General features: G+C 66.2%; 12 protein-coding genes. 3 read left to right on the plus strand and 9 right to left on the minus strand.

Annotated features, from left to right (window positions below; genetic code table 11):
* The first annotated feature begins 24 nt into the window (after positions 1-24).
* Positions 25-1,746, plus strand: coding sequence for a malto-oligosyltrehalose trehalohydrolase (treZ, locus tag GDR53_RS03135; protein ID WP_193336655.1), 1,722 nt, complete (start codon positions 25-27; stop codon positions 1,744-1,746).
* The gene (treY, locus tag GDR53_RS03140; RefSeq protein WP_193336656.1) at positions 1,739-3,994 is read left to right on the plus strand and encodes a malto-oligosyltrehalose synthase; all 2,256 of its coding nucleotides are present in this window, start codon (positions 1,739-1,741) and stop codon (positions 3,992-3,994) included. Before treZ ends, treY begins: the two co-directional genes overlap by 8 nt.
* On the opposite strand, the gene GDR53_RS03145 is transcribed toward treY, so the two are convergent.
* Genes GDR53_RS03145 through kdpF form a run of 6 tightly spaced genes read right to left on the minus strand, consistent with a single transcriptional unit; the run spans position 3,991 to position 11,781 of the window.
* A complete protein-coding gene (locus GDR53_RS03145) occupies positions 3,991-4,677 on the minus strand; it encodes a response regulator (RefSeq protein ID WP_193336657.1) in 687 nt (228 codons plus the stop codon). The two genes, treY and GDR53_RS03145, sit on opposite strands and share 4 nt — an antisense overlap.
* Positions 4,674-7,331, minus strand: a complete 2,658-nt coding sequence (locus GDR53_RS03150) for a sensor histidine kinase (protein ID WP_193336658.1) — start codon at positions 7,329-7,331, stop codon at positions 4,674-4,676. The genes GDR53_RS03145 and GDR53_RS03150 overlap by 4 nt, the downstream gene beginning before the upstream one ends.
* 1 nt (position 7,332) lies before the next feature.
* Positions 7,333-7,899, minus strand: a complete 567-nt coding sequence (gene kdpC, locus GDR53_RS03155) for a potassium-transporting ATPase subunit KdpC (protein WP_193336659.1) — start codon at positions 7,897-7,899, stop codon at positions 7,333-7,335.
* A 9-nt stretch (positions 7,900-7,908) separates the two neighbouring features.
* Positions 7,909-9,966, minus strand: coding sequence for a potassium-transporting ATPase subunit KdpB (gene kdpB, locus GDR53_RS03160; protein WP_193336660.1), 2,058 nt, complete (start codon positions 9,964-9,966; stop codon positions 7,909-7,911).
* Between the two features lie 11 nt (positions 9,967-9,977).
* Positions 9,978-11,687, minus strand: a complete 1,710-nt coding sequence (kdpA, locus tag GDR53_RS03165; protein WP_193336661.1) for a potassium-transporting ATPase subunit KdpA — start codon at positions 11,685-11,687, stop codon at positions 9,978-9,980.
* A gap of 13 nt (positions 11,688-11,700) precedes the next feature.
* A complete protein-coding gene (gene kdpF / locus GDR53_RS19910; protein ID WP_408639794.1) occupies positions 11,701-11,781 on the minus strand; it encodes a K(+)-transporting ATPase subunit F in 81 nt (26 codons plus the stop codon).
* Here kdpF and GDR53_RS03175 point away from each other — a divergent pair.
* Positions 11,759-11,902: a hypothetical protein gene (locus GDR53_RS03175; protein ID WP_193338189.1), complete on the plus strand. Its 144-nt coding sequence runs from the start codon at positions 11,759-11,761 to the stop codon at positions 11,900-11,902. The genes kdpF and GDR53_RS03175 overlap by 23 nt on opposite strands.
* Before the next feature lie 91 nt (positions 11,903-11,993).
* Here the strand turns inward: GDR53_RS03175 and GDR53_RS03180 are convergent, their stop codons facing one another.
* Genes GDR53_RS03180 through coxB form a run of 3 tightly spaced genes read right to left on the minus strand, consistent with a single transcriptional unit; the run spans position 11,994 to position 15,519 of the window.
* Positions 11,994-12,308: a hypothetical protein gene (locus tag GDR53_RS03180; protein ID WP_193336663.1), complete on the minus strand. Its 315-nt coding sequence runs from the start codon at positions 12,306-12,308 to the stop codon at positions 11,994-11,996.
* The gene (gene ctaD / locus GDR53_RS03185; RefSeq protein ID WP_193336664.1) at positions 12,305-14,830 is read right to left on the minus strand and encodes a cytochrome c oxidase subunit I; all 2,526 of its coding nucleotides are present in this window, start codon (positions 14,828-14,830) and stop codon (positions 12,305-12,307) included. The genes GDR53_RS03180 and ctaD overlap by 4 nt, the downstream gene beginning before the upstream one ends.
* On the minus strand, positions 14,827-15,519 hold the full coding sequence (gene coxB, locus GDR53_RS03190) for a cytochrome c oxidase subunit II (protein ID WP_232846715.1): 693 nt from the start codon (positions 15,517-15,519) through the stop codon (positions 14,827-14,829). Before coxB ends, ctaD begins: the two co-directional genes overlap by 4 nt.
* Between the last annotated feature and the right edge of the window lie 17 nt (positions 15,520-15,536).

Here is a 15,536-nt window from a genome sequence, read left to right on the forward strand (position 1 = left end):
AGCCCTGCAACAAGAGGGCAAAGCATGACACATCACTGGGGCGCCGTTCCCCATGACGACGGCACCTGGTCAGTCGCGACCTGGGCGCCATCCGCCAAGGCCGTGACCGTCGAGCTCAAAGGCGGCAAGCAGGCCATGGTGCCCGATGGCGATGGATGGTGGTACGCGCGCGTCGGCGCGTCGCCCGGCACGTCCTATCAGTTCATCTCCGACGGCCAGACCATGCCGGATCCGGCCAGCCGGCTGCAGGCGGGCGGCGTACATGCTCAATCGGTGCTGGTCGACCACCGGACCTATCCATGGCGCTCGAGCTGGCAGGGACGTCCCTGGCCCGAGGCGGTGATCTACGAATTGCATGTCGGCACCTTTACGCCGGAAGGCACCTTTGCTGCGGCCATGGACAGACTGGACGAACTGGCGGATCTGGGGATTACCGCTATCGAGGTGATGCCGGTCGGCCAATGGTCGGGCAAGCGCGGCTGGGGCTATGACGGCGTCCTGCCCTATGCGCCCCACCCCGCCTATGGCACGCCGGACGCGTTCAAGGCCTTTGTCGACCACGCACATGGTCTGGGCATGATGGTGATCCTGGACATTGTCATGAACCATTTCGGGTCCGAAGGCGCTCATCTGCACAGCCTGGCGCCGGAATTCTTCGCGCCCGAGCGCCATACGCCCTGGGGGGCGGCCATCCATTTCGACCTGCCGGCGGTGCGCGAATTCTGGATCGCCTGCGCCAGCATGTGGATTGCCGATTACCGGCTGGACGGGCTGCGCTTTGACGCGGTGCACGAAATCACCGGCCCGGGAGCCGACGACTTCCTGGCCGAGATGGCGACCCGGCTACGGGCGCTGGACCCGGCGCGCCGCATTCACCTGATCACCGAGGATGATCGCAATAGTCCGCGCTGGCGCGAGGACGGGCTTTATGATGCCAGCTGGAACGACGATTTCCACCACGCTATCCATACCGCGCTGACCGGCGAAGACCACGACTACTATGCCAGCTATGCGGTGGACCCGATCGGCGACCTGTGCCGCGCGCTGGCGCATGGCCAGGTCGAGGAAGGGCAGGAGCGCCAGGGACGCGATGGGCCGCGCGGGGAAAAAAGCGATCACCTGCAGCCAACCGCCTTCGTCAACGCCATCCAGACGCATGACCAGATCGGCAATCGTCCGCATGGCGAGCGGCTGATCACGCTGGCCGATGCAAAGGCTGTGGAAGTCGCCTATGCCATGCTGCTTGTGGCCCCCTATGTGCCGATGATCGTGATGGGCGAGGAGCGGGGCGAACAGGCGCCGTTCCTGTTCTTTGCCGATTTTCACGGGGAGTTGGCCGACAATGTCCGCGAGGGACGGGCCGCGGAGATCGGCGCGATTGCCGCGGCCGAGGAACCACCCCCCGATCCGCTGGCCGTGGACACCTTTGCCGCCTCCAAGCTGACCTGGAAAACCGATGCGGCAGCGCAAAGCTGGCTGGCGCTGACACGGCAAGCCCTGGCCTTCCGCCGGGACTATGTCGTGCCGCTGCTGAAATCGGGGCGGGTCGGCGCGGCGCAGGCTCGCCGGATCGGCGGCAGTGCCATTGAGGCGAACTGGCGGTTTGCTGCTGGCTCGCTGCATCTGGCGGTCAATTTCGGCACTGTCGGCGCCTTCCCTCCGGGGGCGCAAGAGCCCCAGTTCACGCTCAACCGTATCGAGAGAGACAATTTTGCGCTCTCCGTCCAAGGCCATTTCCATGATTGATCCGATCCCGACCGCGACCTACCGCATCCAGCTGCGCGAGGGCGTCGGCTTTGCCGAGGTTGCCGCGCAGCTCGACTACTTTGCCGCGTTGGGGATTTCCCACCTCTACCTGTCGCCGATCTTTGCTGCGGCAGCCGGCTCCACGCATGGCTATGACGTGATTGATCCGACCGCCATCGAACCAAGCCTGGGCGGCCGCGCCGGGTTCGAGGCGCTGGCCGCTGCAGCGCATGAGAAGGGGTTGGGCGTGATCCTCGACATCGTGCCCAACCACACGGCGTTCACGCTGGACAATCCCTGGCTGGCCGACGTGCTGGCGCATGGCGAGGAGAGCCGCTATGGTCGGCATTTCGATATCGACTGGGCAGCGGGACTGCTGGCCCTGCCCTTCCTGCCAGAACCCTTTGCCGCAATGCTGGCGGCCGGGGCGTTTTCTGCATCGGACGGCTTTTGGCGCGTCGGCGAGATGGAAATCCCGCTGGCAGCCGACGGACGCCAGGGCGCGAGCACCGTCGATGACCTGCAGGCGCTGCACAAGCGGCAGCACTGGCGGTTGCGGCACTGGGAGACCGAGCGCGACAGCATTACCCATCGGCGGTTTTTCAACGTCACCGGGCTGATCGGCATGCGGGTGGAAGACGAGGCGGTGTTCGCCGACACGCATAGCCTGATCCTCGAGCTGGTCCGCGCTGGCCATGTCGACGGGCTGCGGGTGGACCATATTGACGGGCTGGCCGACCCAAGGACCTATCTCGAGCGGCTGGCCGCCGCGCTGCCGGGGACGCCGGTCTGGGTCGAGAAAATCCTGGTCGGGCGCGAGACACTGCCTTCGGGCTGGCAGACGGCCGGCACCACCGGCTACGAGGCCGGACGACTGCTGGCGCGGGTGCTGACCGATAAAGATGGGCGGGCGCGGCTGGAGCAGAGTTGGCGGGCCTATACCGGCCAGGCCGGCGACTTTGCCGATGTGCTGACGCAGGCCAAACTGGATATCCTCCATAATGAGCTGGCGGCCGAACTGCATCAGCTGGTCCGACTGGGCGCGGCGGCACTGGCCGACGATGGGACGGTCGAACCGGGGCCGGAAAGCCTGCGCGATGCGGTGACGGCGCTGCTGACCGGGATGACGCGCTACCGCACCTATGTGGATGGCGACGGCGCCGATGCGCAGGACCGCGCGCTGATCGACGACATCGTGGAAGCCGCGCGGCCAGGACTGCGCTCCGCGCGGGTGCTGGAGCATCTGGCGGCCAGGCTGGTGACGCCGGCATCGGCGGCGGCCTTGGCCTTTGCCGTGCGTTTCCAGCAGGTGTCGGGGGCGCTCTTGGCCAAGGCACAGGAGGACACCGCCGGGTTCCGCTGGACGGCCTATCTGGCGGGCAATGATGTCGGCGCCGAGCCGGCCGAGGCGACGATCGAGGCGGATGAAGTCAATGCCTTCCTGGCGCAGCGCCGCCCGTCGGACATGACGCTGAGCACCAGCCACGACACCAAGCGCTCCGAAGACGCAAGGATGCGGCTGGCGGCGATCAGCCACTTGCCGGACGAGTTTGCCGGACTGGTGGAAGCGGCCGGCATGCTGCCGGAAGCAGCAGACGTATCGCCGCGCTGGCGCTGGTATATTGCCCAGTCGGCCCTGGCCATCTGGGGAGCCGAACCCGAGGCGCTACAGGAACGGCTGGCGGCGCATATCGTCAAGGCGATGCGCGAGGCCAAGGAGGTCACATACTGGACCCGGCCGGTGGCCGCGATCGAGGATCCGGCGATCGCTTTTGCCGCGGCGCTGAGCGCGCAGTGGATCGAGACCAGGCCGGCGGCGCTGGCGCGGCTGCTCGAGACCGGCGACGCCCTCAGCCTGACGCAGCTGACGCTCAAATGCCTGATGCCGGGCTTTCCCGACATCTATCGCGGCTGTGAGGCGCCTTATTACACGTTAACCGACCCCGACAGCCGGCTGCCGGTGGACTGGGATGGGTTGCACGGGGCAGCAGAAGCGGAGGGTTTTGTCGGCGACAAGGCGCGGCTGACGCAGACATTGCTGGGGCTGCGGGCAGAGGAGCGGGCGTTCTTCGACACTGCCGATGCGCGGATGACGCTGGAGGATGACGGGCTGAGCCTGGTGCGGACAATGGGCTCACGAACGCTTATCTGCACGCAGAGCGCCGGGCCGCATGCGCCGCTCAGCCAGACCGTGTGGCAGAGCCAGTATGGCGGGCGCCGGCTGACCATTGGCTGGCAGAACGGCTAGGACGCTGTCGCGACCAGCCGATAGCCGACCCCGGCCTCGTTCTCGATGAGGCGGGGTTCGGCATTGTCCGAGAGCTTGGCGCGCAGCTGGGCGACGAGGACGCGCAGATATTGCGTGTCCTGGGCATGGGCAGGGCCCCAGAGGCGCTGCAGTGCCATGCCATGAGTAACGACGCGGCCGGCGTGATCGGCGAGCAGGACGAGCAGGTCGTATTCCTTGGGGGTAAGGTGCACGGGATCGTCGCCCACACGTACGAGTCTAAGCTGCCGATCGAGGGTCACCCGACCGAAGTGCTGCGGACCCGGGGGCGCGTCGCCAGGCTCGGCGTGGCGCAAAGCCACGCGGATACGAGCCAGCAGCTCGCCGATGCCGAAGGGCTTTTCGATATAGTCATTGGCGCCGGCATCGAGGGCGGCGATCTTTTCGATTTCCTGATCGCGGGCGGACAGGACGATAATGGGGACCGACGAGAAGGCGCGCACGGCGAGGATGACATCCTTGCCGTCGCCATCGGGCAGGCCCAGATCGAGCACGATCAGCGCCGGCGCGCGCGTCGCGGCCATCCGCCTGGCCATGGCGGCGGTGTCGGCGGTTTCGACATCGAAATCGCTGGCTTCGAGCGCCGGCCGCAGGAAGCGCTGGATCTGTGGCTCGTCATCAACGACGAGGATACGCGGCTTCATGGCGCGGCCGGCCCGGCCAGCGGCAGGCGGATGACAAAGCGGGTGCCGCGCCGACGCATGGCCGGGCTTTCCGCGGTGATGGTGCCGCCCATGGCGGTGAGCAGGCCGCGGGCAATGGCCAGGCCCAGACCGGTGCCGGCCTGGCGGCCATCGCCCTTGGCGCGGCGGTAGAACTTGTCGAAGATGCGCTCCAGGTCGGCCGCAGCAATGCCCTTGCCCTGATCGGTTACCGTGATCATCACACTGTCTTTCTCTGCGCGCGCATAGATCGTGAGCGGGCTGTCGCCGGCATATTTGGCAGCATTGTCGAGGAGATTAAAGAGCACCTGTTCGAGCAGGACCGGGTCGGCGCTGGCGACGGGGGTCGGATCGGCGAGGCTGACCTCAACCTCCAGGCCGGGATGGGGTCGCCGTGCCCGGCCGACCGCCGCGGCAATGACATCGGCTACGATAGTGGGCTGGCGTTTCGCCCGGATCATGCCGGATTGGATGCGGGTCATTTCGAAGAGATTGGCAACGAAGCGGTTGAGGCGGCCGGCCTCCTCCTCGATCGAGAGCAGGAGATCGGCCCTGGTGGCGGCGGGCATGCGCTCGCCCAGTTCGCGCAGGCTGGTGACCGCGCCGGTAATGCTGGCCAAGGGCGTGCGCAGATCGTGCGACAGCGAAGACAGCAGCGCCGCCTGGACCTTTTCGCTTTCCCGGGCAATGGAGGCCGCATTGCTCTCACGCGCTAGCTGGGCGCGGTCGAGGGCAATGGCGGATTGTTCCAGAATGGCGTTGAGGGTGCGCTGTTCCTCATCGCTTTCGGGTCCATTGGCCGCTTGCATGGCCAGACCCACCACGGCGAGCACGCGCTGGCCCGAGCGGACCGGATGAAACAGATAGGGCACCTGGGGCAGCGTGCCGGTCATGAAGCCGGCCGGCTCGCGCTTGTCGCGGGCCCAGAGCGCCGCCATCATCGCGGTGGCGTCGAGATCCTGATCGGGCGGCCAGGCAGCGGCCAGTGCAAGCTCGCCCGCCTCGTCAGCGGCCAGGACCACGGTGGGCGAGCCCAGCGCAGCGTGGATGTGGCTGGCCATGGCATCAAGCACCTGGTCGCGGCCGAAGGCGCCAGCCATCTTGCGGGCGAAATCGAGCAAAGCCTGGGCCTGGCTGGTCTGCTGCCGGGCGCGGTCGATGCTCAGCCGCAGGCGGGCAGCGAGCTGGCCGGCGGCCAGAGCAACGCCGACAAAGATCACCAGCGACAGCACCTCTTCGGGCCGGGCAATGGTCAGCCGCCCGGTGGGGGTGATGAAGAAGAAATTATAGGCCAGGAAGGACAGGACCGAGGCCAGCAGGGCCGAAAAACGCCCAGCCACCACCGCCGATAGCAGCACGGCGGCCAGGTAGAGCATGGAGAGGTTCTGCAGCGCCACGATGGCCGACAGGCCAAAGCCGAGCAGCGTGGTGGCGCCCACCGCCAGCACGGGCGTGGCGACGACCAGTGCCCATTCGGGGGCGGTGCGGCGGCGCGAAGCGGCATTCCGCTCGGCCCGCTGGCCAGCAACGATATGGATGCCGATATCGCCAGCCTGATGCAGCAGGGCATCGGGAAGGGAACGCTGCCAGAAATGGCGGCGCCGGCTGCGGCCGATGACGATCTGGGTGATGTTTTCGCGCCGCGCCAGCCTGAGGATAGCGGCGACGAAGTCGGTCGCGGATTCGCGCCGCGTCTCGGCGCCGAGCCGTTCGGCCAGCTGGAGCGTGGTTTCGAGGCGGGCGCCGGCCTCGGCATCGGGTGGCATTCCATGCGGATTGGCGAGCGAGAGCACCAGCCAGCGGGCATTAAGCCCGGAGGCGAGGCGGCTGGCCTGCCGCACCACGCTGTCGGACATGTCGTCGGGACCGACGCAGACCAGCAGGCGCTCGCCGCTGGCCCAGGGCCCCTCGATGGCGCCCTGGCGCAGCAGATCGACCATCTGGTCATCGACCCGGTCGGCGGCACGGCGCAGCGATAGCTCGCGCAAGGCGGTGAGGGTGGCCGGGGTGAAGAAGCCGGCCAGGGCGCGGTCGGCATTGTCGGGCAGATAGACCTTGCCGGCCCGCAGGCGTTCAATCAGCTCGTCGGGTGGCAGATCGACCAGCACGATATCGTCGGCCGTCTTGAGCACCACGTCCGGCACCGTCTCACGCACCGGCACGCCGGCAATGCGGGCGACGAGGTCGGAGAGGCTTTCGAGGTGCTGGATATTGAGCGCGGTCCAGACATTGATGCCGGCAGCGGTCAGCTCGGCAATGTCCTGGTGGCGCTTGGGATGGCGCGAACCGGGCGGATTGGAATGGGCCAGCTCGTCGACGATGAGCAATTGCGGACGGCGCTGCAGCGCCGCATCGAGGTCAAAGCCGCCATATGCCCCTGCCCCGTCACGGCGCGGCAGGATCTCAAGACCGTCGGCCAGCGCGGCGGTCTCATCCCGGCCATGGGTTTCGACGAGGCCGATGACGACATCGACGCCCTTGGCCTGGAGCGCGCGGGCGCGCTCCAGCATGGCATAGGTCTTGCCGACGCCGGGGGCCATGCCCAGGAAGATGGTGAGCTTGCCGCGCCCTTCGCGGGCGGCAAGCTGCAGCAGCGCGACGGGATCGGGGCGGAGCGGGTCGGCGGCGCGCTGCATGTTACCTCGCCAAGGGCGCCTGCTGATCGAGGGCCAGATTGAGCGCCAGGACATTGACGCGCGGTTCGCCGAATATAGCCAAGATCGGCAGCGCCGTCTTGTCTGCCAGCAGCGCTTCGAGCGTGGCCAGCGGCACGCCGCGGGCGGCAGCAATACGGGGCAGTTGCTGGCGGGCATTGGCCGGGGAGATATCGGGATCAAGCCCCGAGGCCGAGGTGGTGGCGGCGTCAGCCGGCAGCGGCGCACCGCCCAGGCTGGCCACGGTGTCGTCGACGCGCGCCACGAGACGGGCATCGGTGGCGCCAAGATTGGAGCCGCTGGAGGCCGCGGCATTATAGGGCGCGGGGCCGGTGGCGGAGGGCCGCGGCCAGAAATAGCCGGGCTGGGTGAAGTCCTGGCCGATCAAAGCCGAGCCGATGATGATGCCGTCGCGATCGAGGCGACTGCCATTGGCTTGGGCGGGGAAGGCCAACTGGCCGAAGCCGGTGATGGCGAGGGGATAGACGAGGCCGGTCAGCAGGGTGAAGAGGACGGTCATGACGATGGCCGGGCGGATTTGGTTGAGCATGATCGGTTCCTAGATGATGCCGAGGGCGGTGATGGCCATGTCGAGCAGCTTGATGCCGATGAAGGGGGCAACGAGGCCGCCCAGGCCATAGACGAGCAGGTTGCGCGACAGCAAAGCCGCGGCGCCGACGGGGCGATAGGTGACGCCGCGCAAGGCCAGCGGGATCAGGGCGATGATGACCAGGGCATTGAAGATCACCGCCGAGAGGATGGCTGATTGCGGCGAAGTCAGGCCCATGACGTTGAGCGCGCCGAGGCCCGGATAGGTCACGACGAACAGAGCCGGGATGATGGCGAAATACTTGGCCACGTCGTTGGCGATGGAGAAGGTGGTCAGCGCGCCACGCGTCATCAGGATCTGCTTGCCGATCTCGACGATCTCGATGAGCTTGGTGGGGCTACTATCGAGATCGACCATATTGCCGGCCTCGCGCGCCGCCTGGGTGCCGGACTGCATGGCGACGCCGACATCGGCCTGGGCCAGCGCCGGCGCGTCATTGGTGCCGTCGCCGCACATGGCGATCAGCCGACCCCCGACCTGTTCGCTGCGGATATAGTCGAGCTTCTGCTCGGGGGTGGCTTCGGCGATGAAGTCATCGACGCCGGCTTCCGAGGCGATGGCGGCGGCGGTGACGGGATTGTCGCCGGTGACCATGACGGTCTTGATGCCCATGGCGCGCAAAGCGGCAAAACGCTCCTTGATGCCGGGCTTGACCACGTCCTTGAGGTGAACGACGCCGAGCAGGCGATCGTCTTCGGCTACGGCCAGCGGCGTGCCGCCGGAGCGGGCAATGGTGTCCACCGCCCTGGAAAAGTCCGAAGCAGCCTGGCTCTTGTCGAGGCTGACAAAGCGCAGCACGGCATCGACGGCGCCCTTGCGGATGCGGCGGCCGTCGATGTCGATGCCGGAAATGCGGGTCTGGGCCGAGAATTCAATCGTGGTGTTGCCGTTGCCGGTGAGGACAGGCTCGACCAGGCCGAAATCGGCCTTGGCCAGGGCCACGATGGAGCGGCCCTCGGCGGTTTCGTCGGAGAGGCTGGCCAGCAGCACGGCCTCGGCCAGGTATTTCTCGCTTACCCCGGCGACGGGCAGGAATTCGGTGGCCATGCGGTTGCCGAAGGTGATGGTGCCGGTCTTGTCGAGCAGCAGGGTATCGACGTCGCCGGCCGCCTCGACGGCGCGGCCCGAGGTGGCGATGACATTGAAGCCGATAAGGCGATCCATGCCGGCAATGCCGATGGCCGAGAGCAGGCCGCCAATGGTGGTGGGGATCAGCGTGACCAGCAGCGCTGCCAGCACGGCGACGGAGAGCTCGGTGCCGCCGTAGAGCGCCAGACCGTAGAGCGTCACCACGGCAATCAGGAAGATCAGGGTCAGGCCCGAGAGCAGGATGGAGAGGGCGAGTTCATTGGGCGTCTTCTGGCGGGTGGCGCCCTCGATCAGGCCGATCATGCGGTCGACGAAGCTGTCGCCGGGCTTGGCGGTGATGCGGATGCGCAGCCAGTCGGAAATCACCTGGGTGCCGCCGGTGACGGCGGAGCGGTCGCCGCCGGCCTCGCGAATGACGGGGGCGGATTCCCCGGTAATGGCGCTTTCATTGACCGAGGCGACGCCGGCAATGATCTCGCCATCGCCTGGGATGATATCATTGGTTTCGACATAGACAATGTCGCCCAGCTTGAGCGCGGTGGCCGGGATGACTTCGCTGGCGGTGTCTCCCGCCCGTTCGGGAAACAGCAGTTTCTTGGCCATCAGATCGGTCTTGCCGCGGCGCAGGCTTTCGGCCTGGGCCTTGCCGCGCCCCTCGGCCACGGCTTCGGAGAGACAGGCGAACAGCACGGTGAACCAGAGCCAGAGGGCGATCTGGCCGGAGAAGCCGGCTTCGGCCGACCCCACCAGGAGATCCTGGACGAAGATGGCGGTGACCAGGGCGGCCACAACCTCGGTGACGAAGATCACCGGATTGCGGAAGAGCTGGCGCGGGTCGAGCTTGAGAAAGGCGTCGCGCAAAGCCGGCAGGAGAATGGCCGGGCTGAAGACGGAGATGCGTGGGGTGGATGTGGACATGAAATGGGGTCCTAAAAGCTCTGGCCGGACAGCATGGCAAAATGCTCGACGATGGGCCCGAGAGCGAGAGCGGGGAAAAATTGCAGCCCGCCCATGATGAGGATGATGCCGATCAGCAGGCCGACAAAGAGCGGGCGATCGGTGGGGAAGGTGCCGGCGGAGGCCGGCAGGCGCGGCTTGGCAGCCAGCGCGCCGGCAATGGCCAGCACCGGCACGATATAGGCGAAGCGCCCGAGCAGCATGGCGATGGCCAGGGTGGTATTGTACCAGGGCGTATTGGCCGAGAGGCCGCCAAAGGCCGAGCCGTTATTGCCGGCGGCCGAGCTATAGGCATAGAGGATTTCGCTGAGGCCATGCGGGCCGGGCGTGGTGACGGCGCTGATGCCGAAGGGCAGGATGGCCGAGACAGAGGTAAAGCCCAGGATGACCAAAGGCAGGATGAGCACGGCCAGCATGGCCAGCTTCATTTCGCGCGCCTCGATCTTCTTGCCGAGGAATTCGGGCGTGCGCCCCACCATGAGGCCGGCGACGAAGACGGCGAGAATGGCAAAGACCAGCATGCCGTAAAGCCCCGAGCCGACGCCGCCGGGCAGAACTTCGCCCAGCTGGATCAGGAACATGGGCACGAGGCCGCCTAGCGGGGTCAGCGAGGAATGCATGGCGTTGACGCCGCCGTCGGACAGGCCGGTGGTGACGGCGGCATAGAGCGCGGTCATGGCCTGGCCGAAGCGGACCTCCTTGCCCTCCATATTGCCGAGCGCCGGATCAAGGCCCGCTGCGTGCAGCAGCGGATTGCCGGCGGTTTCGGCCCAGTAGACGGCGCCGGTGCCGACCAGCAGCAGGGTGACGGTGACCGCGATCAGCGCCCAGCCCTGGCGTCGATTGCCGACCAGCTGGCCGAAGGCATAGACCAGGGCCGTCGAGATGGAGAGCATGGCGATGATATTGAGATAATTGGCAAAGGCGTTGGGGTTCTCAAAGGGATGGGCGGCGTTGACGTTGAAGAAGCCGCCGCCATTGGTGCCCAACTGCTTGATGGCTTCCTGGCTGGCCACCGGGCCGATGGCGATGGTCTGCTGGGCGCCTTCGAGCGTGGTGGCGGCAAAGCTGGGATCGAGGGTCTGCGGCAGGCCCAAGGCGATGAAGGCCACGGCGACGACGATGGCCAGCGGCAGCAGCACATAGAGCGTGGCGCGGGTCATATCGACCCAGAAATTGCCGATCGCCGTAGCGCCCGAGCGCATGAAGGCGCGGGTGACGGCGATGGCCACGGCCATGCCGGTGGCGGCAGAGAGGAAGTTCTGCACCGTCAGGCCCGCCATCTGGCTGAGATGGCTCATGGTGGTTTCGCCGGCATAGTTCTGCCAGTTGGTATTGGTGACAAAGCTGACGGCGGTATTGAAGGCCAGATCGGGCGCAAGGCCGGCAAAGCCCTGCGGGTTGAGCGGCAAAAAGCCCTGCAGGCGCAGCAGGGCAAAGAGCGCGAGAAAGCCGGCAAGGCTGAAGGCGAGCACGCCAAAGGCATAGGCTAGCCAACCCTGTTCGTGGTCCTGGCGAATGCCAGCGAGGCGATAGAAGCCGGATTCGAGGGGGCGCAGGACGGGCGAGAGGAAGGTGCGTTCCCCGGCAAAGACGTGGGCCATGTAGAGCCCGAGCGGCTTGGCGAGCAGCAGGACTGAGAACAGCACGAGGCCGATCTGCAGCCATCCGATAATAGTCATGAGGGTTCTCCGCTCAGAACTGTTCGGGGCGCAGCAGCGTCACGAGCAGATAGATGGCGAGCGCTAGGGCGATGATGAAAGCGATGAGCAGCATGGCCGGCTCACAAGCGGTCGAGCGCAACGGCATAGGCGGCAAGGGCCGCCAGGATGCCGGCGCCGGCGAGAACAAAGAGAACGTCAAGCATGGCGAGATACTCCAGAATGGAGTGCCGTGATGCGCCCTGGGGCCATCAGGTTTCCATGCGGAAGGCAGGCGCTGGGTATAAAATTGTCATAAGTTCGGCAGCGCGGGCACGATGATGCTGGCTAGAGGCACATCGAGACGAAGGTTACCGGGGCCAGTGTGACCAGGGTGGCCGCCAGGGCGGCAATGGTGGCGCCGACTCCGATGCGGTCGATGGCGGTGGGTGCCGTCTGCGGCCGGCGCAGCGCCCTGAGCTGGAAGGCGAGGCAACCGGCCAGCAGGGCGAGCGAGACGATGGCGGCGGCGATCAGCAGTGTGCGGTGCAGGGCCGGATCCCAGGCATAGTAGCAGCCGAGATATTGCATTGCGTAGAGCACGATGAACGCCAGCGCCCAGAGGGTGAAGCCAGGCAGGATGGGCCAGAGGGTCCTGCTCATGCCGGTCCTCCCGCATTGGCCAGCAGCAGGATCAGCGCCCAAGCCGGCAGCAGGGCCAGGGCGGCGTAGTCGGTCCAGAGTACAGACAGGCGCAGATCGGTGGCCCGGGCCGCCGAGACATAGCCCTGGTGCCAGCGCCAGGCGGCGTGACCGGCAATCAGCATGGCCACGGTCGTGTGCACGGCACAGTAGAGATAGAGCGCGAAGCGCAAAGCCAGGTTGGCGTGAACGGTGGAGTCACCCAGCAGCACCATGCCCACAATGCAGAACAGGGCCGTGGCTCCCGAAAGGCCGGCGGCGCCGAGCAGAAAGGCGGGGGGCGGCTGGCCCGTGGCGTTGAGCGCGCGGGCCCGATGCGCGAGGAATGAGGCAGCGAAGGCGGTGACCAGCCCGAGGGCTGGCAGCCAGTTGGTGGCGGGCGCGGCGCCCTCCCAGCCCGGCGCGACAACGGCCAGGTAAAGCCCGCCAAACAGCAATGACGCGTAGAGCGTGGAATCAACGGCGACGGCAAAGAGTGACGCCCACCAAGTGACATTGTCGGTGACCTCGCCATCGGCGGGGACGGCAGTGTCCTGGCCGATTTCGATGGGGCCGATATCGCGTTGGGCGCCCAGGTCCCGCGGCCAGAGCAGGAACAGCCCTACCACCAGCGCGGCCCCGATGGGCACGATCCAATAGACCTTGAACAGCAGGCCGAGAAAGAACACGCCGGTGGCCAAAGCCGTCCAGAGCGGCATGAAGCTCGAGCGCGGCAGGATGATGACCTGATCGGGAATGCCGGTCATCATGTCGACGCCGAGCGTCTCCTGGCGGTTGGCGCGGGGGAAGCCGAGATAGCCCTCGCCGCCCGCCAAAGTGGCGCCAAGGCTATCGGGATCGAGATCATCGGCGCGCTTGGTAATGGCAGGCAAAGCAGCGAAATTATAGGAGGGCGGCGGCGTGGGCGTCGCCCATTCCAGTGTCCGCGCGCCCCAGGGATTGCGCGGCGATGGCACGCCAAAGCGGAACTGCATGATGATGTCTATCAGCACCAGGGCAAAGCCCATGGTCATGATGAAGCCGCCAAAGGAGGACAGCAGGTTGAGCCAGTCCCAGCCCCAGTTGGATGGATAGGTGGAGATGCGGCGCGGCATGCCCATCAGCCCGGTGACGTGCATCAGGAAGAAGGTGAGGTTGAAGCCGATGATGATCAGCCAGAAGGCGGGCACGGAAAGCCGATAAATGCTGGAGCGGCCGGTGAAGTGGGGCAGCCAGTAATAGAGCGCGGCCAGCATGGGGAAGACGAAGCCGCCGACCAGCACATAATGCAGGTGGGCGACGACGAAATAGCTGTCATGCGCCTGGCTGTTGAACGGCACCATGGCCAGCATGACGCCGGTCAGCCCGCCACAGACAAAGACGATGAAGAAGCCCACGACATAGAGCATGGGAATATCGAATTTGGGCTTTCCGGAAGCCAGCGTGCCGATCCAGGCAAAGATCTGCACCGCCGTGGGAATGGCGACCAGTGCACTGGCCGCCGAAAAGAAGGCCAAGGCCAGATGGGGAATACCCACCGTGAACATGTGGTGGACCCAGAGGCCAAAGCTCAAAAAGGCCATGGCGACGATGGCGACGATGATGGCGTTGTAGGCGACCAGAGTCCGCCGGGCGAAGGTGGGGATGATGGTGGACAGCACGCCGGCGGCCGGCAGGAAAATGATGTAGACCTCCGGATGCCCGAACAACCAGAACAGGTGCTGCCAGAGCAGCGGATCGCCGCCGCGCGTGGGGTCGAAAAAAGGCAGATCGAAAGCCCGCTCCATTTCGAGCAGGATGGAGCCCAGGATCAGCGGCGGGAAGCCGATCAGCATCATGCCGGCGGTGACCAGCATGTACCAGCCGAAGATGGGCATGCGGGTCAGCGACATGCCCGGGGCGCGCATCTTGAGGATGGTGACCATGATCTCGACGGCGGCGGTAATGGCCGAGATTTCGACAAAGGTGATGCCGAGCAGCCAGACATCGGCATTGATGCCCGGCGTGTAGGTGCCCGACGACAGTGGCGTATACATGAACCAGCCGGCATTGGGCGCATAGCCCGTCACCATGGCGACGATCAGGATCATGCCGCCGAACAGGTAGCACCAGAAGCCATAGGCGGTCATGCGCGGGAACGCGAGATCGCGCGCACCCAGCAGCTTGGGCAGCATGTAGATCGCCAGGCCCTCGAACATGGGAATGGCAAACAGGAACATCATCACCGTGCCATGCATGGTGAAAAGCTGGTTGTAGAGTTCCGGGCCGATAAAGGCGCTGTTGGGCGTGGCCAGCTGCGCGCGGATCAGCATGGCCAGCAGGCCACCAATGGTGAAGAAGATCAGCGCCAGCACCATGAAGCGCTTGCCCAGAATGGTGTGGTTGACCGAGGACAGCCGGCCCCAGCCGGGTGGCGTATCCCAGATGGCCGACAGCGCCTTGTGCAAAGCGATGGGCGAGAGCGGCTCGCCACCTGTCTCGGGGCTGCGCGTGTTGCGGCTCATGGTGCGCCTCCAATGACAGCGGCGTAATCGGCCGGGGCATGCGCCTCGACCACAAAGCCCATGGTCTCGTGCCCCTGCCCGCAATATTCGGCGCAGATGCCGCGATAGATGCCCGGCTCGTCGGCCTGCAGGCGGATGACATTGGTGTGACCGGGAATAGCGTCCATCTTGCCGCCCAGGCGCGGCACCCAGAAGGCGTGAATGACATCTTCGGCGGTGACGACGATATCGACCGGCTCGCCCGCGGGCAGATGCAAGGTTTCAGTGGGGGCTGCACCCGGACTATCGGGATAACTGAAACGCCATTGCCACTGGCTGGCATGGGCCTCGACCCGAACGGTCGATCCGCCCGGCTTGGGCAGCAGTTGCTCACCCAGGACCAGAGCGGCGATCAGCAGGCCGATCAGGATCGGGATGGGCATGAGCAGGCCGCCGCCGATGATCCAATGCGATGGCTTGATCGACGCAATGAAGGCGGGACGGATGAAGCTGAGGGCCAGCAGGGACAAGACCAGGACAAAAAGGACGGTGGCGCCCCAGAACATCACCCACCACAGGGTGGCGATATTGGCGGCTGCAGGGCCGGCGGGATTGAGGGCAGACAGGGGCGTGGCGCAACCTGTGAGCGCCAGCGGCGTTGCTGCAAGAGCAGCAAACCGCAAAGCCAGGGGGCCAGCTTGTCCGAACAAGACGCCAAACAAGCCGA

It is taken from the genome of Devosia beringensis (assembly GCF_014926585.1).
GTDB classification, from domain to species: Bacteria; Pseudomonadota; Alphaproteobacteria; order Rhizobiales; family Devosiaceae; genus Devosia; species Devosia beringensis.

Bases quoted from the DNA above. Each gene is read 5' to 3' on its own strand.
- treZ (WP_193336655.1), top strand. From the start codon at position 25: ATGACACATCACTGGGGCGCCGTTCCCCATGACGACGGCACCTGGTCA.
- treY (WP_193336656.1), top strand. From the start codon at position 1,739: ATGATTGATCCGATCCCGACCGCGACCTACCGCATCCAGCTGCGCGAG.
- GDR53_RS03145 (WP_193336657.1), bottom strand. From the start codon at position 4,677: ATGAAGCCGCGTATCCTCGTCGTTGATGACGAGCCACAGATCCAGCGC.
- GDR53_RS03150 (WP_193336658.1), bottom strand. From the start codon at position 7,331: ATGCAGCGCGCCGCCGACCCGCTCCGCCCCGATCCCGTCGCGCTGCTG.
- kdpC (WP_193336659.1), bottom strand. From the start codon at position 7,899: ATGCTCAACCAAATCCGCCCGGCCATCGTCATGACCGTCCTCTTCACC.
- kdpB (WP_193336660.1), bottom strand. From the start codon at position 9,966: ATGTCCACATCCACCCCACGCATCTCCGTCTTCAGCCCGGCCATTCTC.
- kdpA (WP_193336661.1), bottom strand. From the start codon at position 11,687: ATGACTATTATCGGATGGCTGCAGATCGGCCTCGTGCTGTTCTCAGTC.
- GDR53_RS03175 (WP_193338189.1), top strand. From the start codon at position 11,759: ATGATGAAAGCGATGAGCAGCATGGCCGGCTCACAAGCGGTCGAGCGC.
- kdpF (WP_408639794.1), bottom strand. From the start codon at position 11,781: ATGCTGCTCATCGCTTTCATCATCGCCCTAGCGCTCGCCATCTATCTG.
- GDR53_RS03180 (WP_193336663.1), bottom strand. From the start codon at position 12,308: ATGAGCAGGACCCTCTGGCCCATCCTGCCTGGCTTCACCCTCTGGGCG.
- ctaD (WP_193336664.1), bottom strand. From the start codon at position 14,830: ATGAGCCGCAACACGCGCAGCCCCGAGACAGGTGGCGAGCCGCTCTCG.